Source organism: Mycobacterium botniense (assembly GCF_010723305.1).
GTDB classification, from domain to species: domain Bacteria; phylum Actinomycetota; class Actinomycetes; order Mycobacteriales; family Mycobacteriaceae; genus Mycobacterium; species Mycobacterium botniense.
In genome coordinates this window covers 1,649,224-1,670,012 of record NZ_BLKW01000004.1, presented here as the reverse complement: position 1 = coordinate 1,670,012, position 20,789 = coordinate 1,649,224, and the positions used below count along the sequence as shown (strand labels likewise).

The window sequence follows — 20,789 nt, the reverse complement described above, 5'->3', positions numbered from 1 at the left end:
GTGGATACCGCCGCTTCGTCGAACGCTGCCGGGCAAACCGGGACGACGCGGGTCAAGCGCGGAATGGCCGAAATGCTCAAGGGCGGCGTCATCATGGATGTCGTCACCCCCGAGCAAGCCCGCATCGCCGAGGGAGCCGGGGCCGTCGCGGTGATGGCACTGGAGCGGGTACCCGCCGATATCCGCGCCCAGGGCGGTGTCGCCCGGATGAGCGATCCCGAGCTGATCGAGGCCATCATCAACGCGGTCACCATCCCGGTGATGGCCAAAGTGCGTATCGGCCATTTCGTCGAGGCGCAGATCCTGCAGAGCCTGGGGGTGGACTACATTGACGAGTCCGAGGTGCTGACTCCCGCCGACTACACCCACCACATCGACAAGTGGAAGTTCACCGTGCCATTCGTTTGCGGGGCGACCAATCTCGGTGAGGCATTGCGGCGGATTACCGAGGGCGCGGCCATGATCCGGTCCAAGGGTGAAGCCGGCACCGGTGACGTGTCCAACGCCACTGCGCACATACGGGCGATGACCAGCGAGATCCGCCGGCTGACCACGCTGAGTGAGGACGAGCTGTTCGTCGCCGCCAAAGAGCTGCAGGCACCCTATGAACTGGTCGCCGAGGTCGCCCGCGCCGGCAAGCTGCCGGTGACATTGTTCTGCGCGGGCGGTATCGCCACCCCCGCCGACGCGGCGATGATGATGCAACTGGGCGCTGAAGGAATCTTTGTCGGCTCCGGGATCTTCAAATCGAGCTCCCCCGCCCACCGCGCCGCCGCCATCGTCAAGGCGACCACCTTCTACGACGACCCCGATGTGCTGGCCAAGGTGTCGCGGGGCCTGGGGGAGGCCATGGTGGGTATCACCGTGGAGGACATCGCCCAGCCCCACCGGCTCGCCCAACGCGGCTGGTAAACAAGTCGGATGGCGATCGAAGAGATCCTCGATCTCGAACAGCTCGAGGTGAACATCTACCGCGGCCGGGTGTTCAGTCCGGAATCGGGCAACTGGCAGCGCACGTTCGGCGGGCACGTCGCCGGACAGTCCCTGGTGTCGGCGGTGCGCACCGTCGACCCGCGTTACCTGGTGCATTCGCTGCACGGTTATTTTCTGCGGCCCGGAGATGCCACAGCGCCCACCATTTTCCTCGTCGAACGCCTCCGCGACGGCGGCTCGTTTTGCACCAGGCGGGTGAACGCGATCCAGCACGGCGAGACGATCTTTTCCATGTCAGCGTCGTTTCAGACCGATCAGAGCGGCATCGAACATCAAGACGCGATGCCTTCTGCGCCGCCGCCGGACGACCTGCCGGGGCTGAGGTCGATGAAGGTGTTTGACGACGCGGGTTTCCGCCAGTTTGACGAATGGGACGTGCGCGTGGTTCCGCAACAGAAACTCGAACGTCTGCCCCGGTTAGCATCCCAGCAGCAGGTGTGGTTCCGGCATCGCGACCCGTTGCCCGACGACCCGGTGCTGCACATCTGCGCGCTGGCCTATATGAGTGATCTCACTCTGCTCGGCTCGGCCCAGGTGATCCATATCGAGGAGCGCCACCACCTGCAGGTCGCCTCGCTGGATCACGCGATGTGGTTCATGCGGCCGTTCCGGGCCGACGAGTGGCTGCTCTACGACCAGTCCTCGCCGTCGGCGTGCGGCGGGCGGGCGCTGACCCAGGGCAAGATCTTCAACCGGTACGGCGAGCTGGTCGCCGCAGTCGTGCAAGAGGGCTTGACCCGGTACAAACGCGAGCTTCGTCCGGCGAGCCGGTGAGCGCCGGTGCTGATGCGCAGCCCAGCGCCGAGCGGGAGCGGCGCCTGGTGACCACGCCGCGAATTGGCGTGCTGGCGCTGCAAGGTGACACCCGGGAGCACCTGGCGGCGGTGCGCGAAGCCGGTGCTGAGCCACGTGCCGTGCGTCGTCGCGCTGAACTGGACGCGGTGGACGCCTTGGTCATTCCCGGCGGAGAGTCCACCACCATGAGCCAGCTGCTGCGCGAGCTGGACTTGCTGGAGCCGCTGCGGGCACGGCTGGCCGACGGGTTGCCGGCGTACGGAGCGTGTGCCGGGATGATCCTTTTGGCCAGCGAGATCCTTGATGCCGGCGCCAAGGGCCGCGAGGCGGTTCCGCTGGGTGCCATCGATATGACCGTGCGGCGCAACGCATTCGGCCGCCAGGTCGATTCGTTCGAGGGCGATATCGCGTTCGCGGGCCTGGACGAGCCGGTGCGTGCGGTGTTCATCCGCGCGCCGTGGGTCGAGCGGGCGGGCCCGGGGGTGCAGGTGCTGGCCCGCGCGGCCGGCCATATCGTGGCGGTGCGGCAGGGCCCGGTGCTGGCGACGGCGTTTCACCCGGAGGTGACCGGCGACCGCCGCATCCACCGGTTGTTTGTCGACATCGTCACCGGCGAGCGTTAGACCGGCGACGATGCGGGCCGGTGCGGCCCGGGGAGGAGCCGGGCCATCTGAACACGTCCGGCGACGACGCGGACCGGTGCGGCCCGGGGAGGAGCCGGGCCATCTGAACACGTCCGGCGACGATGCGGGCCGGTGCGGCCCGGGGAGGAGCCGGGCAGGCTTGCGTGTGGTGCACGTAGACTCGTCTGGCCGAGAACTACGCATCCGGATGTGAGATAGGACGGGGATGAGCGGCCATTCCAAGTGGGCCACTACCAAGCACAAAAAGGCGGTCGTCGACGCGCGCCGCGGCAAGATGTTCGCGCGGCTGATCAAGAACATCGAAGTCGCGGCGCGGGTCGGTGGCGGTGACCCAGCGGGAAACCCCACGCTGTACGACGCTATCCAGAAGGCGAAGAAGAGTTCGGTACCCAACGAAAACATTGAACGCGCTCGCCGGCGCGGCGCTGGCGAGGAGGCCGGCGGTGCGGACTACCAGACCGTCACCTACGAGGGTTATGGACCTAACGGTGTTGCGGTGTTGATCGAGTGCCTGACCGACAATCGCAACCGCGCCGCCAGCGAGGTACGGGTGGCGATGACACGCAACGGCGGCACCATGGCGGACCCGGGGTCGGTGTCCTATCTGTTTTCCCGCAAAGGTGTGGTCACCCTGGACAAGAACGGCCTGACCGAAGACGATGTGCTGGCGGCCGTGCTGGACGCGGGTGCCGAGGAGGTGAACGATCTCGGCGATAGCTTCGAAATCATCTCGGAACCGGGCGATTTGGTGGCAGTGCGGACCGCGTTGCAAAACGCCGGGATCGACTACGTGTCAGCCGAGGCCAGTTTCCAGCCCTCGGTCAGCGTTCCGGTCGACCTCGACGCCGCCCGCAAGCTATTTAAACTCGTCGACGCGCTGGAAGATAGCGACGATGTGCAGAACGTGTGGACCAACGTCGACGTGCCCGATGAGGTACTGGCCGCACTCGAGGACGAGTGACGTCCTTTCAGCACCGTTTCTGACACGCTGCCGCCGGGAGCGCGGCGGCAGCGTGGGTCACCGCGGTCCACGACTACCCCCTGCCCGGAATCGCCCGTCTGCGCACACTATTGCGACGTGAAGCATGCACTACCGTTGCAGCGACGTGCCGGCGTTCGAGCCGGCCGGCCACGCTCTGTGCACTCAGCGGGCAAGATCGGTTATGTGCACAGCCCGTTTATTTGGTTGATCTCCGAGTTGAGCTCGTTGCGCAACGGGTCCTGAACGATATTGGATGCACCGGCAAGGTAGTTGACCCCCAGCTGCTCAAGCGTATTGATCATAGATTTAACGGCTTTCGCCAGATCAGCTGGAGTCGCAGCTTCTGCGGCGAGGCGGTCTCGTAAGTAGGCGCCGCCCCCTAACAAGGCCAGGCGAGCATTGGCCGCCACCGCCAGTTGGCCAATCGGGTCGTCCGGGCGCGGGTTCACCAGGTGGGTGTTGATGACCACCGCTTGCTGCACGGTCGTGTACGCGGCGCAGACATTCGTTTTCGCGTCGGAGATTTGCTGGCTGGTGAACGCGGGAGACGCGCTGTGAGTGGGGCGGAACCACGACCCAATGGCCAGTCCTACGGCGATTACCGCAATGACCAGTGACACCACTGTGAGCCAGCGCGACGACTTGCGCCCGCCTGTGGTGGGAGGAAGTGGCTCGTCAGGAAAATCCTTTGCGGGGCTCTCAGTGAGAGACCCTGTCTCTGGAGAAGACTGATGAGACGTCGACCACTCGCCTACACCGGCGGGGGCTGTCGTGGGGTCATTCTCGCGGCCAGGCTCAGTGGGAGATGTATGAGTCATCGGCCGATGATATCGTTCCTCACCGCGTAGTAGTCAATTACGCTGCGTGTCCGCCGGTCGGCGTGCTCAAATCACCTTGACCGCAATGCCGTCCGTCGGATTGCCGGAGATCGGCCCGCTGGGTCGGATGGTGCGGCTGTCTGCAGCACATGACACCGGAGGCCTCTGGGCGGCCGCTGTGGCCGTCGACCGCTCAGCGAAGCGAGCGGCCGCCTAACTCCCTGGGTTCGCGTTCAGGGCCATTGCAACAAAATCCAGACGCCACAGGGATTGAAATAGCTTGCGTCCGAATTTCTCCAAGTCAGCTGTGCTGGCCCGCGGCGTCTCGCCACTTCGCGCCACGCACGCAGCGATCTCTCGGATCGTGCGACGGCCATCGATGTGCCGCACAAAAGGCACCTGAGCCGGGCTGAGGCTCATACGCCAATCCGGCCGAAAAATCTCAGTGCCGGAAAGGCCGCAGCGCATGCGCATCATCGGCACGTAGTCGAGACAGTCAACCGTCGAAAAATCAAGGGTGTAGCTCTCTTTGGGCCGCTCCGGATGGCACGCCATGAAGAAGTGGCAAGCGTTGCGGGTGTGGAGACGTTCCATCACCGACCAGAGCTTAGCCTCAGGCAACGCGGTCACGGCCGAATAGAACCCGGCCGCCTGCGCAACCGAATCGTGCGCGTAATACGGCGAGTTGAGGAGCCATCCCTGAAATACGAGTCCCGCCGAGGTGACCAGATCGATACAGTCATCGACGGTGTAACTACGTGCGCGGCCATGCAGAAACGTATCCACCAGCACGGCGTCGAACTGCATATTCTGCTCGATTTTAAGATAGCCTTGGACAGGGTGATCCGGTGACAGGACAGAGATGGTCTCCCGCACCGTTTGCACCGACGCATCGTCTTGGCGCAGCCCCAGGTCATCAAACACTGATTGCAGCAGTTCGATTCCGATTCGACCGTACTTCGCATACAGCATGACGCCGATGACACCGTCGGGCCGCAGGCAGCCGGCGAGCGCTTTCATGCCTTTCAATGGATCTGCCATGTGATGTATAACGCCGGTCGAGACAATGAGATCAAAGTCGAGTCCGAGCGCCGGTAGCTCTTCGATCGGCAGCAGATGCAGGTCGAGGTTCCACAGCCCATGCTTTTCTTTCAGATATTGCTGATGGTCCAGCGACGGCTGGCTGATATCGACCGCCACCACCCTGGCGTCCGGATTGGTGAACGCAAAAACGGCCGCCTGGTTGGTGCCGCAACCGGCGATCAGAATATCGAGATCGGGCCGATATTCGCGATCGGGCCACAAAATCCGGTGAGCGTGAACCGGGTCGAACCATTCCCAGTTGTGTGTGACCCACGTCCTCAGGTCATGAATAGGTTGCGGATACCGGTATCGCTCGTACTGGCGGGCTACCACATCGGCGCGTGGATCGCCGGCCATCTCAGCGCTGCTCACTTCAGCGTCGGCTCCTTTACAGTCGGCGGTTGATCAGTTCGTCAGTCGAGAGTATCCCCGGTGCTTCCACGGCTGATCATGGTGAGCGCCGTGCTGCCGCAGCGGGCGCGGTGGTGGATGTGGGTGGCCGCATCATCCGGTGGGCGGCCGACCTGACACAGCCGGGCTTAGCCGGTCTTAGCCGGGCGCCCCGGGCTGGCCGGGCGCCCCGGGCTGGCCGGGCTGGCCGGGCTGGCCGGGCGCCCCGCCGGGTCCCGGTGCGCCACCGGCTCCGCCGGGGCCGGGCTGCCCGCCGGCTCCGCCGTGCCCCCCTTGCCCGCCGGCTCCCCCGTGCCCGCCGGCTCCGCCGTGACCGCCGGGGCCGCCTTGCCCGCCTTGCCCGCCGGGGCCGCCGTGCCCGCCTTGCCCGCCGGGGCCGCCATGCCCGCCTTGCCCGCCTTGCCCGCCGGGGCCGCCGTCGTCGCCGGGGCCGCTGAGCGCGTGGCCGCTCCTGTCGATCCCACTGGCGGCGGGGCGAGGAGCGACGATCACCGGGACAGGGGCCGGGGCGCTGGCTGCGTTGCTGAGGACATCGATGATGCCCGCAGTGGCGGCGGGCGCGGTGGCCAGCGGGGTCATCGCCGCAGCCAGAAACGCACCGGCAGCTGTCCCGACAATGATCGGATGAGCATCGCGTGCCGTGCCGTGGCCCGGTCGACGATTCCGCTTGGTGCAGCGCATACGGCCCATCTGTCCGCCTTCCGGTCAGCCACCTGACTTGCCCTGAGTGTGCACCAACCTTAGCCTGCCGGGCTTGGCCGGCCGGTGGTGCTGTCGCTGGCGGCGCCGTGGAGTCACACCGATCACACGCGCCCCATGGCGAGATATACCGTGACGATTCCCAAGCGAGCCCGGATATGCGACTGATCCCGCTGCACGATCGCTACGACGATGGGCTGAAACGCTGCACCGTGGATACAGCGACTTCGCCGGTGAGGCGATACCGATATCGCATGTTTATCGTCGGCGACCGCCGGCGCGACGGATCTCACCGCGTGTCGTTCCGATGGCTGTCGGCTCGGCCCGATAGGGTATCGAACAGTCGTTCGGCAGCGGGAGTGATGCAGTGCGGGTGATGGGTGTTGATCCAGGCTTGACGCGCTGCGGATTGTCGGTGATCGACGGCAGCCGCGGGCGGCAGATCGTCGCACTGAATGTCGAGGTCGTACGCACCGCGGTCGACGTCCCGTTGCCGGGGCGGTTATTGGCGATCAGTGATGTTGTCGAGCAGTGGCTGGATACTTATCGCCCGGATGTGATGGCGATCGAGCGGGTGTTTTCCCAGCAGAATGTGTCGACGGTGATGGGTACCGCGCAGGTTGGGGGCGTGGTGGCGCTGGCGGCGGCCAAACGGGGTGTTGCGGTGCATTTTCACACCCCCAGCGAGGTGAAGGCGGCGGTTACCGGTAACGGTGGTGCGGGCAAGGCGCAGGTGACTGCGATGGTCACCAGAATCCTTGGGTTGCAAGCCAAGCCGACACCGGCGGATGCGGCTGACGCGTTGGCGTTGGCGATATGTCATTGCTGGCGCGCGCCGATGATCGCGCGGATGGCCGCCGCAGAAGCCCAGGCGGGCGGGCAGCGTCAGCGGGTCGGTGCGAAGGTCAAGGCGGCGCGGTGATCGCCTCGGTGCGCGGGCAGGTGCTGGAGGTGGCGCTGGATCATGTGGTGATCGAGTGCGCTGGGGTCGGTTACCAGGTAATGGCGACCCCGTCGACGCTGGCAAGGCTGCGGCGTGGGACTGAGGCTCGGTTGGTCACCGCGATGATTGTGCGCGAGGAGTCGATGACGCTGTACGGGTTCCTCGAGGCCGAGGCCCGCGATTTGTTTGTGATGTTGCTGGGGGTTTCGGGGGTGGGGCCCAAGATCGCGCTGGCGGCGTTGGCGGTTTATGACGCGACAGCACTGCGGCGGGTGCTGGCCGACGGCGATGTGGCGGCGCTGACGCGGGTGCCCGGGATCGGCCGCCGGGGCGCCGAGCGGCTGGTGTTGGAGTTGCGCGATAAGGCCGGTGCGGTGCCCGCAGCGCCGGTCAATGGGCACGCGGTGCGTGGCCCGGTGGTCGAAGCCCTGATCGGACTGGGTTTTGCGGCCAGGCAGGCTGAGGAGGCCACCGATAGGGTGTTGGCCGGTGAGCCCGGGGCCAGCACTTCTGCGGCGTTGCGCGCGGCGTTGGCGCTGCTGGGGACGACGACATGAGCGAACCCGCCGAGCGGGAGGTGTCGGCAGCGCTGACCGTCGGAGAAGCCGATGTCGATGCCAGTCTGCGGCCACGGTCGCTGGCTGAGTTTATCGGCCAGCCGCGGGTGTGTGAGCAGTTGCAGTTGGTGATCGAGGGCGCCAAAAACCGGGGCGGCAGCCCGGATCACATCTTGTTGTCGGGTCCGCCGGGGTTGGGTAAGACGTCGCTGGCGATGATCATTGCCGCCGAGTTGGGGTCGGCGTTGCGGGTGACGTCGGGTCCAGCGCTGGAGCGGGCGGGGGATTTGGCGGCGATGCTGTCCAACCTGGTCGAGCGCGATGTGCTGTTTATCGATGAGATCCACCGCATCGCCCGCCCGGCTGAAGAGATGTTGTATTTGGCGATGGAGGATTTCCGGGTCGACGTGGTGGTGGGCAAGGGTCCGGGGGCGACGTCGATTCCGTTGGAGGTGGCGCCGTTTACGCTGGTGGGGGCGACCACGCGGTCAGGGGCGCTGACCGGCCCGCTGCGGGATCGGTTCGGGTTTACCGCGTACATGGATTTCTATGAGCCTGCCGAGTTGCAGCGGGTGTTGGCGCGGTCGGCGCGGATCTTGGGTATCGAACTGGGGGCTGATGCGGGTGCCGAGATCGCCCGCCGCTCACGGGGCACCCCGCGGATCGCCAACCGGTTGCTGCGCCGGGTGCGTGATTTCGCCGAGGTGCGCGCTGACGGGGTGATTACCCGCGATGTGGCCAAGGCCGCGTTGGAAGTGTACGACGTCGACGAACTGGGCTTAGACCGGCTGGACCGCGCGGTGCTCTCGGCACTGACCCGCAGCTTCGGCGGTGGCCCGGTGGGGGTGTCGACGCTGGCGGTGGCGGTCGGGGAAGAGGCCGCCACCGTCGAGGAGGTGTGTGAGCCGTTTTTGGTGCGCGCCGGGATGATCGCCCGCACCCCCCGCGGGCGGGTGGCCACCGCCGCGGCCTGGACGCACCTGGGCATGACCCCACCGGCCGGTGCGGGGACTCTGGGCCAGCCCGGGTTGTTCGAGTAGGTGTCCGGGCGCCGGCTGCGGCTACGCTGTCAGCCGATCGCAGTCGGCGGCGAGCGGGCGTGTTTGCCCGCGACACGCCGGGGCCGGATGGCATTGTGCGCACCCTGAGGACGCACAGCGTCGCGGGCCGGCGAGACTCGCGTTCCGAGCTGACAACGCCGCGATCAACCGGCTGGTATCGGCCAGCGAGCCCGGCGGCAGGGTTGTGCAGGCTCGGGGCGCCGTTCTGAACGGCCGACCACGGCCGCGGTTCTGTGGCATTGTAGGGACACCGTGTGTCTTTTTCCGGGCACTGTCAGCCCGGCACGGTTACCGAACAGCTGTTCGCGATGAGGGGGAGTGCGTCGTGCCGATTCTGCGTTGTCTCTCGGTCCTTTGATGAAAGGTCGGGTTGTGGGTTTCGACAGTCTGCATATGCCTCGCAGCCGCGGTGCGGTCACCGGGTTGCTGTTGGTGCTGCTGGGTGCCTGGGGTGCGTTGATACCGTTCACCGGCCCGTACTTCCACTTCGCGTATACGCCCGATCAGCCTTGGATATGGACGGCGGCCAGGGGGTGGCTGGAGGTGTTCCCGGGAGCCACCACCCTGGTAGGCGGTCTGCTGCTCGTCGGCTCCGGCAACCGCGCCATCGCCATGTTCGGCGCCTGGCTGGCGGTCTTCGCCGGTGCCTGGTTCGTGGTCGGTGCCACGCTGGCGCCGACCCTCGGGCTCGGGGACATCGGGCACCCGGCGGCCGCCACAGACGCCAAACGGGCGCTGGTGGAGATCTCCTACTTTTCCGGGCTGGGCGCAGTGATCGTTTTCCTGGGCGGGGCTATTCTGGCGCGCCTGTCGGTTCGGTTAGCGCGTGACGTCAAGCCCGCCCCCGACATGTCGACAGCCGTGGTTGCCGCGGACCAGGGGCTCCCGGAGACGATGACCCAAGTCCTTCCCGAGCAGCCAGCAGGCCCTGAGCCGCGCAGAGGCGTTTTCCGGCGGCGCCGCGCCGGCACGTAACCGGCACCACACACGAAAGCCCGCATTCCAGCGGGAATGCGGGCTTTCGCTACCCCTCGTCAGAGCAGCCCGAGCAACTGCAGGTCGGTGATGTATTTGACGATGATCTCCCGTGTGACGTGCGGGATGTCTTTGTCGGGGCCGATCTTGGCCTCCTGCACAGCCGCGCGGAAGCGATCGGTGGGTGCCATCGAGCCGCGGAGCGGCTTTTCGGGCTTTTGGTAGTTGTGCAGCAGCGGCAGCAGCGAGTACTGACGCTGGCGTTCCGGTAGTGCCCGCAGGCTGGTCTCGAACCGCCGCAACCACTCCGCGTAGTCGTCGATGCGCCGGATCGGGTAGCCGGCCTCAGTCAGCCAGTCGACGTACTCGTCGAGACCGATACCGTCGTCGTGCGGGTTCATCACGTGGTAGGTCCGGAACCCGGTCACCGCCTGGGCGCCCAGCGTCGCGATCGCCTCGGCGATGAACTCCACGGGCAGCCCGTCGTAGTGTGCACGCTGCCGGTTACCCTCGGGGTCCAGCTCGTAGAACGAGCCGGGCGCAATCCCGGTGGCGACCAGGCTCAGCATTAGCCGGGTGAACATGTCCGGCAGGTTCAGCTGGCCCGCATAGGTGGTGTCGGCCAGGATCATGTCGCAGCGGAACACCGCGACCGGCAGGCCGCACAGGTCGTGTGCCTCGCGCAGCAGCACCTCCCCGGCCCACTTGCTGTTGCCGTAGCCGTTGGCGTACCCGTCGTTGAGTGCCCGGGTGGGACTGATGACCCGGATGTCGGCGTCTTCGACGAACTTCGCCGGCTCGATCTGATCACCCACCCCGATCGTCGACACGTAGGTATAGGGCTTGAGCGTATGGGTTATCGCGAGCCGGATCAGCTCAGCGGTGCCCAGCGCATTGGGTCCGAACAGCTCGCTGTAGGGCAGCACGTGGTTGACCAGGGCGGCGGGGTCGACGATCACATCGACGGTTTCGGCCAGCCGTTGCCAGGTGCGCCGGTCCAGGCCCAGGTTGATCTCGCCCTTATCGCCGGCGAGCACTTCCAGGTGATCGGCGGCCAGCTCCCGGTAGTGCGTCAGCAACCCGGGGTCACCGCTGTCAAAGGTTGCGTCCAGGCGGCGGCGCGCCTCCTCGTCGGACTTGGCCCGCACCAGGCAGATCAGCGTGCCGTCCACCAAGTCCATGCGCTCCAGCCACTCCAGTGCCAGGTAGCGGCCCAGAAAACCGGTCGCGCCGATCAGCAGCACCGTGCGCACCTCGGCGCCGGCGCGGGGCAATCCCGGTGCGGCGGCCAGCGTCTCGGCGTCGAGGAATTTGTCCAGGGTCAGGTCGCGGGCGTGCACCTCGGTGGTGTCGCGGCCGTGCACGCTGGCGAATGTGGGCCGCTGCGATCCCCGTCGCTGCGTGTCGATGTAGTCGGCGATTGCCTGCAGGTCGCTGGCCGGGCTGACAATGACGCCGACCGGCACGTCAATGTCATAGATGTCGCGCAGCAAGTTGCCGAATGTCAACGCCGACAACGAGTCTCCGCCCAGGTCGGTGAAATGGGCGTCGGGCGCGAGGTCGGCGGCGACCGCCCCCAGCAGCGCACCGGCGGCACGGGTGACGGTCTGCAGCACCGGCCCCTCCGCGCCCCCGCGGCGCAGCTCGGCGAGCTCATCGGCCTGGTTGCGGTCGAGTTCGGCGTACAGCTGTTCCAGACGCTCGCCGTAACGTTCTTTAAGCTTGGGCCACGCCAGCTTCCGGATACCGGTCAGCAGGCCGTTCTCCAGCGTGAACGGCGTGGTTTCGATGATGAAATCACGCGGCACCTCATAGGACTGCAGGCCGGCCTGTTGGGCAACACTGTGCAGCGACTCGGCGATCTGTGGCTTGAGCTCTTCGGTGCCGAAGCGCGCCAGCGCGTCCTCGGTAGGCACCACGACCGCGAGCAGATAGGGATGGGCGCTGTTGCCGTAAACGTAGATCTGGCGCACCAGCGGGCTGTTGTTGAATACCGCCTCCAATTTCGCGACGGTGACGAATTCGCCCTGGGCGAGCTTGAGCACGTTGTTACGGCGGTCGACATACACCAGCCGATCAGGGCCCACCTCGGCGACTACGTCGCCGGTGCGGTAGTAACCGTCGGGGTCGAACACCTCGGCGGTGATCTCCGGGCGCTTGTAGTAGCCGGGGAACATGTTCTCGGTCTTGAGCAACAACTCGCCGCGCGGATAGGGCCGGTCAGTGAGGAAGTAGCCCAGCTCGGGCACGTCGACCAGCTTGTAGTCGATCACCGGGGGGCGTTGCACGACACCGTCGAAGAAGATCATGCCGGCTTCGGTGGAGCCGTAGCCGTCCGTCAAATGCATGCCCAGCAGGGACTCGACCCACTGGGTCAGCTCCGCAGAGATCGGCGCCGAGCCGGTCATCGCGGCAATGTATCGTCCGCCGAGCAGGCGCTCCCGCAGGTCGGCCCTCACCTGCTCTTCGGCGGCGGCCCGGTCGGCGCCCCCGGACACCAGCCGCTCGACTCGCGTGTGAAACTCCGCGTAGAGGGTGTCCCAGACTCGTGGCACGAAGTTGAGCTCGGTGGGTCGCACCAGCTCGAGGTCTTCCAGCAGCGTCGACAGATCGCTCGTGGCGCCGAAGTATGCCGTGCCGCCGTTGCCCAGGGTGCCGTACAGGATTCCGCGGCCCATGACGTGGCTCATCGGCATGAAGTTGAGCGTGATCGAGGCGGCGCTCGGGCCGAACCAGTTGCGGGTGGACCGCCGCCACATCTTGGCCACGTTGCTCTGCAGATACATCGCCCCCTTAGGCGCCCCGGTGCTGCCGGACGTGTAGATCAGCAGCGCCAGCGGATCGTCCTCGGGGACCACCGGCTCGGCCGGCGGGTGTGACGTGCCGCGCTGCAGCACATCGGGCAGCGTCTCCACCGGCACCGCGCTGCCGGCCAGCCGCGCCCGGGCGCTGTCGAGCGCTTCGCGGTGGTCATCGACCTGCGGACGGTAGTCGAACACCACCAGCCGCGCGGGGGTATGAGCGGTCCGGGCCAGTTCGACGGCGTCGGGCAGATAGTCGATGCTGGCGGCGATGACGCCCGGCTCGGTTTCCACGACGATGGGCGCCAACTGGGTGATCGCGGCGCCGGTCTGCAACGGAACCGACACAGCGCCGAGAAAAGCCAGCGCGATGTCGATGGTGGTGTAGTCGACGCTGGTGAATCCCAGCACACATACCCGGTCACCCGGAGTGATCACGCCATCGGCCCAGGCGGCGGTCAGTGCGCCGACCCGGTCGGCGAGCTGGCGGTAGGTGAGGGTGTCGAAACGAGGCAGCAGCTGAGCGGAGGTACGCCCGGTGTTCGGGTCGGTGACGAACTCGACCGCGCGCTGCCCTAGTGCGGGCCGGTCCGCGTAGCCTTCCAGCACGGTCTGGATCACCTGCGTCAGCCGCAACCCGGGCTGTTCGATCGCCGCGGCGACCGCCGCGTCGGGGCGGGCGGCCGCGAATTGCGGGTCGCTGGCGGTCAACTCCGTGATTCGGCGCTCCAACTGCTCGTCACGGACATGATCAATCGACATCACAGCACCTCTGCACAATCGCTGGGGAAGTCTTACGAGCGCCTCGTTGCGCTTGACCGATACTACGTTAGCAAAGCTAATAATATTCCGGGGTTGACCGCGGCGAGTGTCACAACATCGGTGAGATGCGCGACCGCTCACTCAGCAACCCGGGCACGCTACACCCGCGCCAGGACCTCGGCGATGATGTCGAGCCCCTCGATCAGCAGCTCATCGCTGATGGTCAGCGGTGGCAGCAGTCGCAGCACGTTGCCGAAACTGCCGGCGGTCAAGACGATGACCCCGGCGGCGTGCGCGGCCGCGGCGACCCCGCGGGCCAACTCGGCGTCAGGGTCGGCGCTACCCGGTTTCACCAACTCGACGGCGATCATCGCGCCGCGGCCGCGGATGTCGCCAATGCGCTTGTCGACGCGCTGCATCCTGGTCAGCCGTTTCGTCATCACTTCGCCGATGCGGCGCGCTCGCGTGATCAACCCGTCGTGTTCGATCGTGGCGATGGCCGCCAGCGCTGCCGCGCACGCCACCGGGTTACCACCGAATGTGCCGCCCAGCCCGCCGCGGTGAGCGGCGTCCATGATCTCGGCGCGCCCGGTCACCGCCGACAGGGGCAGGCCGCCGGCAATGGCCTTGGCGGTGCAGATCAGGTCCGGCTGGATGCCCTCGTGCTCACAGGCGAACATCGCCCCGGTTCGGGCGAAGCCGGTCTGGATCTCGTCGGCGATGAAGACGACATTGTGGTGCCGGCACCAGCGCAGCAAGGTGGGCAAAAACCCCTCCGCCGGAACGATGAAACCGCCTTCCCCTTGAATCGGCTCGATGAGCACCGCGGCCACATTGTGGGCGCCGACCTGTTGGTCGATGACTTGAATGGCCCGCGCCGCGGCCAGTTCGCCGTCCACGGCGAGCTTTTCGTCGAGCAGGCGGTCGCGGAACGGGTAGGACAGCGGCGCGCGATAGACCTCCGGCGCGAACGGGCCGAAGCCGCTCTTATACGGCATGGATTTGGCGGTCAGCGCCATCGCGAGGTTGGTGCGGCCGTGATAAGCATGATCGAACGCCACCACGGCCGGTTTACGGGTGTAGTAGCGAGCGATCTTGATGGCGTTTTCCACGGCTTCGGCGCCGGAGTTGAACAGCGCCGAGCGTTTCTCCCCAGCGATCGGGGTCAGCCGGTTCAGTTGTTCGGCGACGGCGATGTACTGCTCGTACGGGGTCACCATGAAGCAGGTGTGGGTGAATTCGGCGACCTGGGCGCATACCGCGTCAACCACGCGCGGGGCGGCGTTGCCGATCGTGGTCACCGCAATACCCGAACCCAGGTCGATCAGCCGGTTGCCGTCGACATCTTCGACGATGCCGCCGCCGGCGCGCGCGGCATAGACCGGCATGGCGCTTGCGACGCCGTGCGCTACCGCAACGGCTCGGCGCTTGCTCAGCTCCCGCGATACCGGGCCCGGGATCTCGGTGGCGAGGTAGCGACTCTGTTCGACAGCGGACACCCCAGCAGCCTATCGGCGCGCTTACCCGGCGGCCCGACACCCAGCGGCAGGCACACGTTAGTCGGGTCCCGGTACTGTCCGGGATCGCCGGCCAGCGGCTGCCGCCCTTGACCTAACGGCCGGCGGCAGGCAGGTCTTGCTTGCTGAACGACTCCCACCACTGCCCGGGCTCGCACTGCGCCGAGGAGACAGGCGACACGATCGTCCCAGAGGCCGTTGCCAGTGCCGACACGACGGCCGCCGTCAGGTTTCGCATCGCGGGTACACCTCACCGGAGAAGACTCGACAATGGTTAGGCAATGGTCTAGCCATGACCAACCGAATCGACCGCGCTTGCTACTCCTAGCGGGTTATGCGGGTATTGGCAGATTTTTCGCGCTAGAGGCGCTGGCTCGTGAGTTGAGTGGACCGGCATGCAGCCCAGACGCCGACGAGCACCGGACCACCCGGCTGACGACTACCGCCGAGGGCAATGGCCGATAAGGCTGGTGCTACTAGAAGGGGCGGTCTGGTGTCGTCGATGCGCATTCCCAGGGCTTCTTATCCGTGTTATACGCGCAGCCTTCACGTGTACTGCTCGCTACGCTCAGCCGCGCTCACCGCGGCACATCGTCACGGAGGAGCACCTGCTGCGCCGAGGGCAGGGCGCCGAGCGTGAAACTGTTGCGAAAATCGGGCCGGAAACTCGCAACAGTTTCACTTTCGGCGAGCCCATGCGGCTGACACTCGGGCGATGACCCCGCCCTCGGTGTCTTCTGCGGTCACCCGGACGTCGATCCACCCCAATTGGGCGATGGTCTCGGCCCGCCGGATGTCTTTGTTGAAGGTCCGCCGGTCGGTGCGATGGTGGTCGCCGTCGTATTCGACGGCCACCTTGATGTCCTCCCAGCCCATGTCGAGGACGGCGATGAGCTGGCCGTATTCGTCGTAGAGCGGAATCTGGGTCTGCGGCGGCGGGAATCCCGCGCGGATCAAAAGCAGGCGTAACCAGGTCTCCCGCGGCGACTCGGCGCCGGGATCGACGAGCGGCAATGCGATACGGGCACGTCGAATGCCGCGGCGGCCGGTGCATCGCTGCGCGAGCAGCACGACATCGGCACGCTTGAGACGGCTTGCCCGCGCGAGTGCGTCGATCATCGCGACCGCTTCGCCGATAGGGTAGCGGCAGGCCAGGTCGAGGGCGGTGCGCGCCGGCGTCGTTACCCGCATCCCGTCGATCAGCATGATCTCGTGGTTCTCCACACGCTGAGACCAGATCCGGATGCCCGGTGGTGCGTGGCGGTTCTGGCAGATGATCTCGGCGGGTCGCCTGGCGTCGACCCACTTCGCGCGATGCAACGCCGCGGCAGAGCGACCCGCGAGCACGCCGCGCCGTCGCGACCACAACCAAGCCGCCTTCGCCCGCATGATGGCGGTGATCTCCGTATCACGCGGCACGAAGACGTCGCGATAGATCGCCTCGAACCTGCTGCGAAGTGCGTACGGTGTCACAAGGCCGGCCGCGACGGCCTCGCTGCCGAGGAATGGTTGCTCCATCCGGGGAAGTGTGCACAGCGGCACTGACAGCGGCGCCCTAGCCGAACGCCGGCCCGTCGACCGTGTCGACGGTGGCAAACGAGCTGACCGGCGCGCGACTCAGCCGGCGCGGCTGGTGAACCGGATACCCCAGGGCGATCACCGCCGCCAGCGCCAGCGGATCGGGTGCCCGCAGTAGGGCCTTCACCTCCGCCTCTGCGCGGATCGGCATCGTGGTGATCACACCGCCCAGCCCCTCATCGCGGGCCGCCAGCACGATGCTCCACGCGAACGGGTAGATCGAGGCGCCGCCGGCGAACGAGTACCGGGGCGTGTCGCGGTCCACCGCGGCCAGCAGCGACAAGTCGGCGAACAGCGCCAACAACACCGGCACCTGGTCGAAACGCTCGGCGAAGCCGGGCCCGGTACTCGGCGGCGGCTCTGCGAGCGCGCGGGCTTCGGCCTCGCGGTCGTTGGTCGGCGCCCATGGCTGCAGACCCGCCGCCAGCATGGCCATATAGTCGCGCCAGCCCCGCAGATAGAGTTCCCGCACGTGGCGACGTTTCGCGGGGTCTTTGAGCACGACGACGCGCCACGCCTGGGCATTCCCCCCGCTGGGCGCAAACCGTGCGGTGTCGAGCACCCGGGCCACGACGGTGTCGTCGACGGGCTGGTCGCTGAAGTCGCGGACCGCGCCGGTCGTCCGCAGCGCCTCAGTGAGCGGCAGCGATACGGCTGCCGCCGCGGAATCGGTGGGGTCGGACTGAGCTTGTCTCACGATCGATGCAACAGCCAGTCGATATTGGTGTGAAACAACCCCGGCATCTGCTTTTCGTGGCAGCCCATGCGCCGGTAGTCGTCCAGCGGTGTCGCGGTGCCTTCCGAGTGTGGGTAATCGCTGCAGAACATGAACACGTCACCGGTCTTCTCGGTCAACTGCCGGGGATCCTCGTAGGAGAATGACGACACCCGGACGTGGTCGAGGAAGTATTCGCTGGGCCGCCGGGACAACGCTGCCACCGGCTTGCCGTTGAGCCGGGTAGTGAAATCCGAGGCGCCGTCGAGCATCAGCAGAAACGACGGTACCCATGCCGAGCTGAGCTCCACCACGCCGATGCGCAGCTGGGGATGGCGGTCGAACACACCGTGCAGGATCAGATCGGTCAACGCCAGCGCCGGCGGCACCCAGAGGAACACCGCCTCAGTGGCCGGCACCAGATCTCCGGACTGGTCGTCGGGGTACCAGCAATCGTCGAAGGTCCGCGCCTGGTCGGCGACGTGGAAGACCGGGGTGATGCCATGGTCGACGAATGCCGACCAGATCCGGTCATGATCTGGATGAGATAGGGCCCGACCCTCGACCGGTCCGGGGCTGATCATGGCCAGTCCGACGCCGGCATCGGCGAGCCTGTCCAGTTCGGTCTGCAGCCAACCCGGGTCACGCAAGGTGAGATGGGCGACCGCATGCAGCCGCCCGCGCGCCTCCTGCTGCACCACGGCGCACCAGCGGTTCCATGCTGTCATATTGGCGGTCAGCGCGGGCAGCGACGACGTGAGCCGGCGCTCCCATAACAGGCCGTAATTGGGGAAGACGACGGCCTCGTCGAGGCCGGCCGCGTCAAGCCAGTCGACGCGGGAGTCGGGCCGCCAGTACGAGTCGGGCAACGCGTCGTCGTAGCGGTAGCCGGGCTGTGCACCGGCCCGCTGACGTTGGCGATGCATCCCGCAGGATGCGGTGTCACCGGGCGTGTGAACATCGGCCAGGGCAAGCCGGGTGCCGCGCCAGGTCAACCACGTGTAACCGAGCTCGTCGTCGACCAAACTCAGCGCCTCATCGCGGGCCGCGGGGTCGATGTGCTCGGCCCAGAGGGAACGGCTCTCGTAGAGGTGCTGATCGGAGTCGACGATGCCGGTCACAGCGCCAGTTCTGCCACCGCGGCATCCGCGCGTCAAGGCCTGCGGCACCGATAGCGGGCAGTCCAGCGCGCGCGATGGCAGACTGGGGACTTACCCAGGCCGGCTACCTGTTCTGATCTGGCGGCCCGGGAACCGATGACGAAAGACGACGGTGGCCATGGATCTGCTCGCCTTCTTACCGCTGATTCTGGTCGTGGCTGTGTTCATGTTTGTCGCGTCACGGCGGCAGAAGCGTGCGATGCAAGCCACCATCGAGCTGCACGAGTCGCTGAAGGTCGGCGACCGGGTGCACACCACCTCGGGGTTGCAAGCGACGGTCACCGGCATCACCGCCGACACGGTGGACCTTGAGATCGCGCCGGGTGTGGTGACGACCTGGATGAAACTGGCCGTCCGCGACCGCATCGAGCCAGAGACTGCAGCAACCGGGGACAGCGAGGTATGCGACGACGATGCCGAGGCGGCCGGGCTCACCGACGTCGCCGACCCCCCTCAGCGACTGACCGAGGAGTGAGCTCTGCGCAGTGCCACGTACCCTTTGCGGGGACGGTCGATCGTCTGGCGCGGGACGCCGACGACGACGGACCGCGCATGAGTGAAGGAGACTGACAACGTGGCATCGCCGTCGGTTCCGGTGCATCCAGCCCGCTACCTGTCGGTGTTCCTGGGCATGTTGGTCGGCGTCTACCTGCTGGTGTTCTTGACCGGGGATGAGCGCCCCGAGCCCAAGCTGGGTATCGACCTGCAAGGCGGCACTCGTGTCACGTTGACCGCGCGCACGCCCGATGGCTCCGCTCCGACGCGCGAGGCGCTGTCGCAGGCCCAGCAGATCATCAGCGCACGGGTCAACGGGCTGGGTGTTTCCGGTTCGGAAGTCGTGGTCGACGGTGACAACTTGGTGATCACGGTGCCGGGCAGCAACGGCAACGAAGCCCGCGACCTCGGGCAAACCGCGCGGCTGTACATCCGGCCGGTGATCAACGCAATCCCGGCGCAAAGCGCCCCCGAAAAACCGCTGCCCGCACCAACCCCGCGGGGTCGGCCCGAGGAGATCCCGCCGACCGAACAGCCCGCGTCGCCGCCGGCAGCGCCCAGCGGCCGGCCGGCCGCACCCCCGGCCCAGCCGCGGCCCTACCCCCTCGAGCCGGCACCCAGTCCCAGCCCACCAGCACCGCCGCCGCCTGCTGCGCGGCCCGGACCACCGGATCCGCGTAAGGATCTCGCCGAGCGCATCGCGGAAGAGAAGAAGTGGCGGCAAAGCACCACCCCCGGTATTCAGTTCCTGGCGCTGCAATACGAGGCCAGCCGTTGCGGGCAGGACGACATACTTGCCGGTAACGACGACCCCAACCTGCCGCTGGTGACGTGTTCGACGGATCACAAAACCGCCTACCTGCTGGCCCCGTCGATCATCAGCGGCGACCAGATCGCGAACGCCACGTCGGGTCTGGACCAGCGCACCGGTGGCTACGTCGTGGATCTTCAATTCAAGAGCAGCGCAGCCGACACCTGGGCTAACTTCACCGCGGCCCATGTCGGTACCCAGACCGCGTTCACGCTGGATTCCCAGGTGGTCAGCGCGCCCCAGATCCGGGAAGCGATTCCCGGCGGGCGCACCCAGATCAGCGGCGGGGATCCGCCGTTTACTGCCAGCTCCGCGCGTCAGCTGGCCAACGTGCTGAAATACGGGTCGCTGCCGCTGTCATTCGAATCATCGGAAGCTGAAACAGTATCGGCGACATTGGGTTTGACGTCATTACGGGCGGGGCTGATCGCCGGGGCGATCGGCCTGACGTTGGTGCTCGTCTACTCGCTGCTGTATTACCGGGCGCTCGGAGTGCTTACGGCTTTGTCGTTACTGTCCTCTGGCGCAATGGTTTTCGCCATACTGGTGCTGCTTGGCCGATACATCAATTACACGCTGGATCTGGCGGGCATCGCGGGTCTGATCATCGGTATCGGCACCACAGCCGACTCGTTCGTGGTGTTTTTCGAACGCATCAAAGACGAGATCCGCGAGGGACGTTCGTTCCGTTCGGCGGTCCCGCGCGGCTGGGTGCGCGCCCGCAAGACGATCGTGTCGGGCAACGCCGTCACGTTCCTGGCCGCTGCCGTGCTGTATTTCCTGGCCATCGGCCAGGTGAAGGGGTTCGCGTTCACCCTCGGCCTCACCACGATTCTGGACACCGTCGTGGTGTTCTTGGTGACCTGGCCGCTGGTGTATCTGGCGTCTAAGTCCACGACGTTGGCCAAACCGGCTTTCAACGGCCTGGGGGCGGTGCAGCAAGTCGCTCGTGAACGTCGCGCCGCAGCTCAGCTAGAACGAGGATAGCG

General features: G+C 66.6%; 18 protein-coding genes. 10 read left to right on the top strand and 8 right to left on the bottom strand.

All coding sequences use genetic code 11. From position 1 onward, the window contains the following. From pdxS to G6N08_RS17625, 4 genes are all read left to right on the top strand, one after another. Nucleotides 1-912, top strand: coding sequence for a pyridoxal 5'-phosphate synthase lyase subunit PdxS (gene pdxS, locus G6N08_RS17640; RefSeq protein ID WP_163759393.1), 912 nt, complete (start codon nt 1-3; stop codon nt 910-912). A 9-nt stretch (nt 913-921) separates the two neighbouring features. Continuing rightward, on the top strand, nt 922-1,767 hold the full coding sequence (gene tesB, locus G6N08_RS17635; protein WP_163759391.1) for an acyl-CoA thioesterase II: 846 nt from the start codon (nt 922-924) through the stop codon (nt 1,765-1,767). Nucleotides 1,768-1,814: 47 nt separating this feature from the next. Further along, nucleotides 1,815-2,411, top strand: a complete 597-nt coding sequence (gene pdxT, locus G6N08_RS17630) for a pyridoxal 5'-phosphate synthase glutaminase subunit PdxT (protein ID WP_163760829.1) — start codon at nt 1,815-1,817, stop codon at nt 2,409-2,411. 226 nt (nt 2,412-2,637) lie between these two features. Then, a complete protein-coding gene (locus G6N08_RS17625) occupies nt 2,638-3,393 on the top strand; it encodes a YebC/PmpR family DNA-binding transcriptional regulator (RefSeq protein WP_163759389.1) in 756 nt (251 codons plus the stop codon). A 200-nt stretch (nt 3,394-3,593) separates the two neighbouring features. Here G6N08_RS17625 and G6N08_RS17620 read toward each other — a convergent pair whose 3' ends face one another. The 3 genes from G6N08_RS17620 to G6N08_RS17610 form a co-directional block, all read right to left on the bottom strand. Then, on the bottom strand, nt 3,594-4,037 hold the full coding sequence (locus tag G6N08_RS17620) for a hypothetical protein (RefSeq protein ID WP_163759386.1): 444 nt from the start codon (nt 4,035-4,037) through the stop codon (nt 3,594-3,596). A 408-nt stretch (nt 4,038-4,445) separates the two neighbouring features. Next, on the bottom strand, nt 4,446-5,672 hold the full coding sequence (locus G6N08_RS17615; RefSeq protein WP_163760827.1) for a class I SAM-dependent methyltransferase: 1,227 nt from the start codon (nt 5,670-5,672) through the stop codon (nt 4,446-4,448). 192 nt (nt 5,673-5,864) lie between these two features. Continuing rightward, nucleotides 5,865-6,416: a hypothetical protein gene (locus G6N08_RS17610; protein WP_163759384.1), complete on the bottom strand. Its 552-nt coding sequence runs from the start codon at nt 6,414-6,416 to the stop codon at nt 5,865-5,867. 376 nt (nt 6,417-6,792) lie between these two features. On the opposite strand from G6N08_RS17610, the gene ruvC reads away from it, so the two are divergent. From ruvC to G6N08_RS17590, 4 genes are all read left to right on the top strand, one after another. After that, on the top strand, nt 6,793-7,347 hold the full coding sequence (gene ruvC / locus G6N08_RS17605) for a crossover junction endodeoxyribonuclease RuvC (protein ID WP_163759381.1): 555 nt from the start codon (nt 6,793-6,795) through the stop codon (nt 7,345-7,347). Beyond that, nucleotides 7,344-7,925 (top strand): Holliday junction branch migration protein RuvA, encoded by a 582-nt coding sequence (gene ruvA, locus G6N08_RS17600; RefSeq protein ID WP_163759379.1) that lies wholly within the window; start codon nt 7,344-7,346, stop codon nt 7,923-7,925. The genes ruvC and ruvA overlap by 4 nt, the downstream gene beginning before the upstream one ends. Continuing rightward, on the top strand, nt 7,922-8,965 hold the full coding sequence (gene ruvB / locus G6N08_RS17595; protein ID WP_163759377.1) for a Holliday junction branch migration DNA helicase RuvB: 1,044 nt from the start codon (nt 7,922-7,924) through the stop codon (nt 8,963-8,965). The genes ruvA and ruvB overlap by 4 nt, the downstream gene beginning before the upstream one ends. 414 nt (nt 8,966-9,379) lie before the next feature. Further along, nucleotides 9,380-9,961, top strand: a complete 582-nt coding sequence (locus G6N08_RS17590) for a hypothetical protein (protein WP_371869068.1) — start codon at nt 9,380-9,382, stop codon at nt 9,959-9,961. Nucleotides 9,962-10,020: 59 nt separating this feature from the next. On the opposite strand, the gene car is transcribed toward G6N08_RS17590, so the two are convergent. From car to G6N08_RS17565, 5 genes are all read right to left on the bottom strand, one after another. Continuing rightward, nucleotides 10,021-13,524, bottom strand: coding sequence for a carboxylic acid reductase (car, locus tag G6N08_RS17585; protein ID WP_163759374.1), 3,504 nt, complete (start codon nt 13,522-13,524; stop codon nt 10,021-10,023). 158 nt (nt 13,525-13,682) lie between these two features. Then, complete coding sequence (gabT, locus tag G6N08_RS17580) at nt 13,683-15,023, bottom strand: 4-aminobutyrate--2-oxoglutarate transaminase (RefSeq protein WP_163759372.1); 1,341 nt, start codon at nt 15,021-15,023, stop codon at nt 13,683-13,685. 696 nt (nt 15,024-15,719) lie between these two features. Continuing rightward, nucleotides 15,720-16,559 carry a type IV toxin-antitoxin system AbiEi family antitoxin gene (locus G6N08_RS17575; RefSeq protein WP_163759370.1) on the bottom strand — a complete coding sequence of 280 codons (840 nt, stop codon included), beginning with the start codon at nt 16,557-16,559 and terminating at the stop codon, nt 15,720-15,722. Nucleotides 16,560-16,596: 37 nt separating this feature from the next. Next, on the bottom strand, nt 16,597-17,316 hold the full coding sequence (locus G6N08_RS17570; protein ID WP_246216792.1) for a nitroreductase family protein: 720 nt from the start codon (nt 17,314-17,316) through the stop codon (nt 16,597-16,599). Beyond that, on the bottom strand, nt 17,313-18,455 hold the full coding sequence (locus G6N08_RS17565; protein ID WP_163759368.1) for an amidohydrolase family protein: 1,143 nt from the start codon (nt 18,453-18,455) through the stop codon (nt 17,313-17,315). Before G6N08_RS17565 ends, G6N08_RS17570 begins: the two co-directional genes overlap by 4 nt. 157 nt (nt 18,456-18,612) lie before the next feature. Between G6N08_RS17565 and yajC the strand changes: the two genes are divergently transcribed. Then, nucleotides 18,613-18,969, top strand: coding sequence for a preprotein translocase subunit YajC (yajC, locus tag G6N08_RS17560; RefSeq protein WP_163759365.1), 357 nt, complete (start codon nt 18,613-18,615; stop codon nt 18,967-18,969). 99 nt (nt 18,970-19,068) lie between these two features. Then, nucleotides 19,069-20,787, top strand: coding sequence for a protein translocase subunit SecD (gene secD, locus G6N08_RS17555; RefSeq protein ID WP_163759363.1), 1,719 nt, complete (start codon nt 19,069-19,071; stop codon nt 20,785-20,787). Nucleotides 20,788-20,789: the final 2 nt, after the last annotated feature.

Bases quoted from the DNA above. Each gene is read 5' to 3' on its own strand.
- tesB (WP_163759391.1), top strand. From the start codon at position 922: ATGGCGATCGAAGAGATCCTCGATCTCGAACAGCTCGAGGTGAACATC.
- G6N08_RS17625 (WP_163759389.1), top strand. From the start codon at position 2,638: ATGAGCGGCCATTCCAAGTGGGCCACTACCAAGCACAAAAAGGCGGTC.
- G6N08_RS17615 (WP_163760827.1), bottom strand. From the start codon at position 5,672: ATGGCCGGCGATCCACGCGCCGATGTGGTAGCCCGCCAGTACGAGCGA.
- G6N08_RS17610 (WP_163759384.1), bottom strand. From the start codon at position 6,416: ATGGGCCGTATGCGCTGCACCAAGCGGAATCGTCGACCGGGCCACGGC.
- ruvB (WP_163759377.1), top strand. From the start codon at position 7,922: ATGAGCGAACCCGCCGAGCGGGAGGTGTCGGCAGCGCTGACCGTCGGA.
- G6N08_RS17590 (WP_371869068.1), top strand. From the start codon at position 9,380: ATGCCTCGCAGCCGCGGTGCGGTCACCGGGTTGCTGTTGGTGCTGCTG.
- car (WP_163759374.1), bottom strand. From the start codon at position 13,524: ATGTCGATTGATCATGTCCGTGACGAGCAGTTGGAGCGCCGAATCACG.
- G6N08_RS17575 (WP_163759370.1), bottom strand. From the start codon at position 16,559: ATGGAGCAACCATTCCTCGGCAGCGAGGCCGTCGCGGCCGGCCTTGTG.
- yajC (WP_163759365.1), top strand. From the start codon at position 18,613: ATGGATCTGCTCGCCTTCTTACCGCTGATTCTGGTCGTGGCTGTGTTC.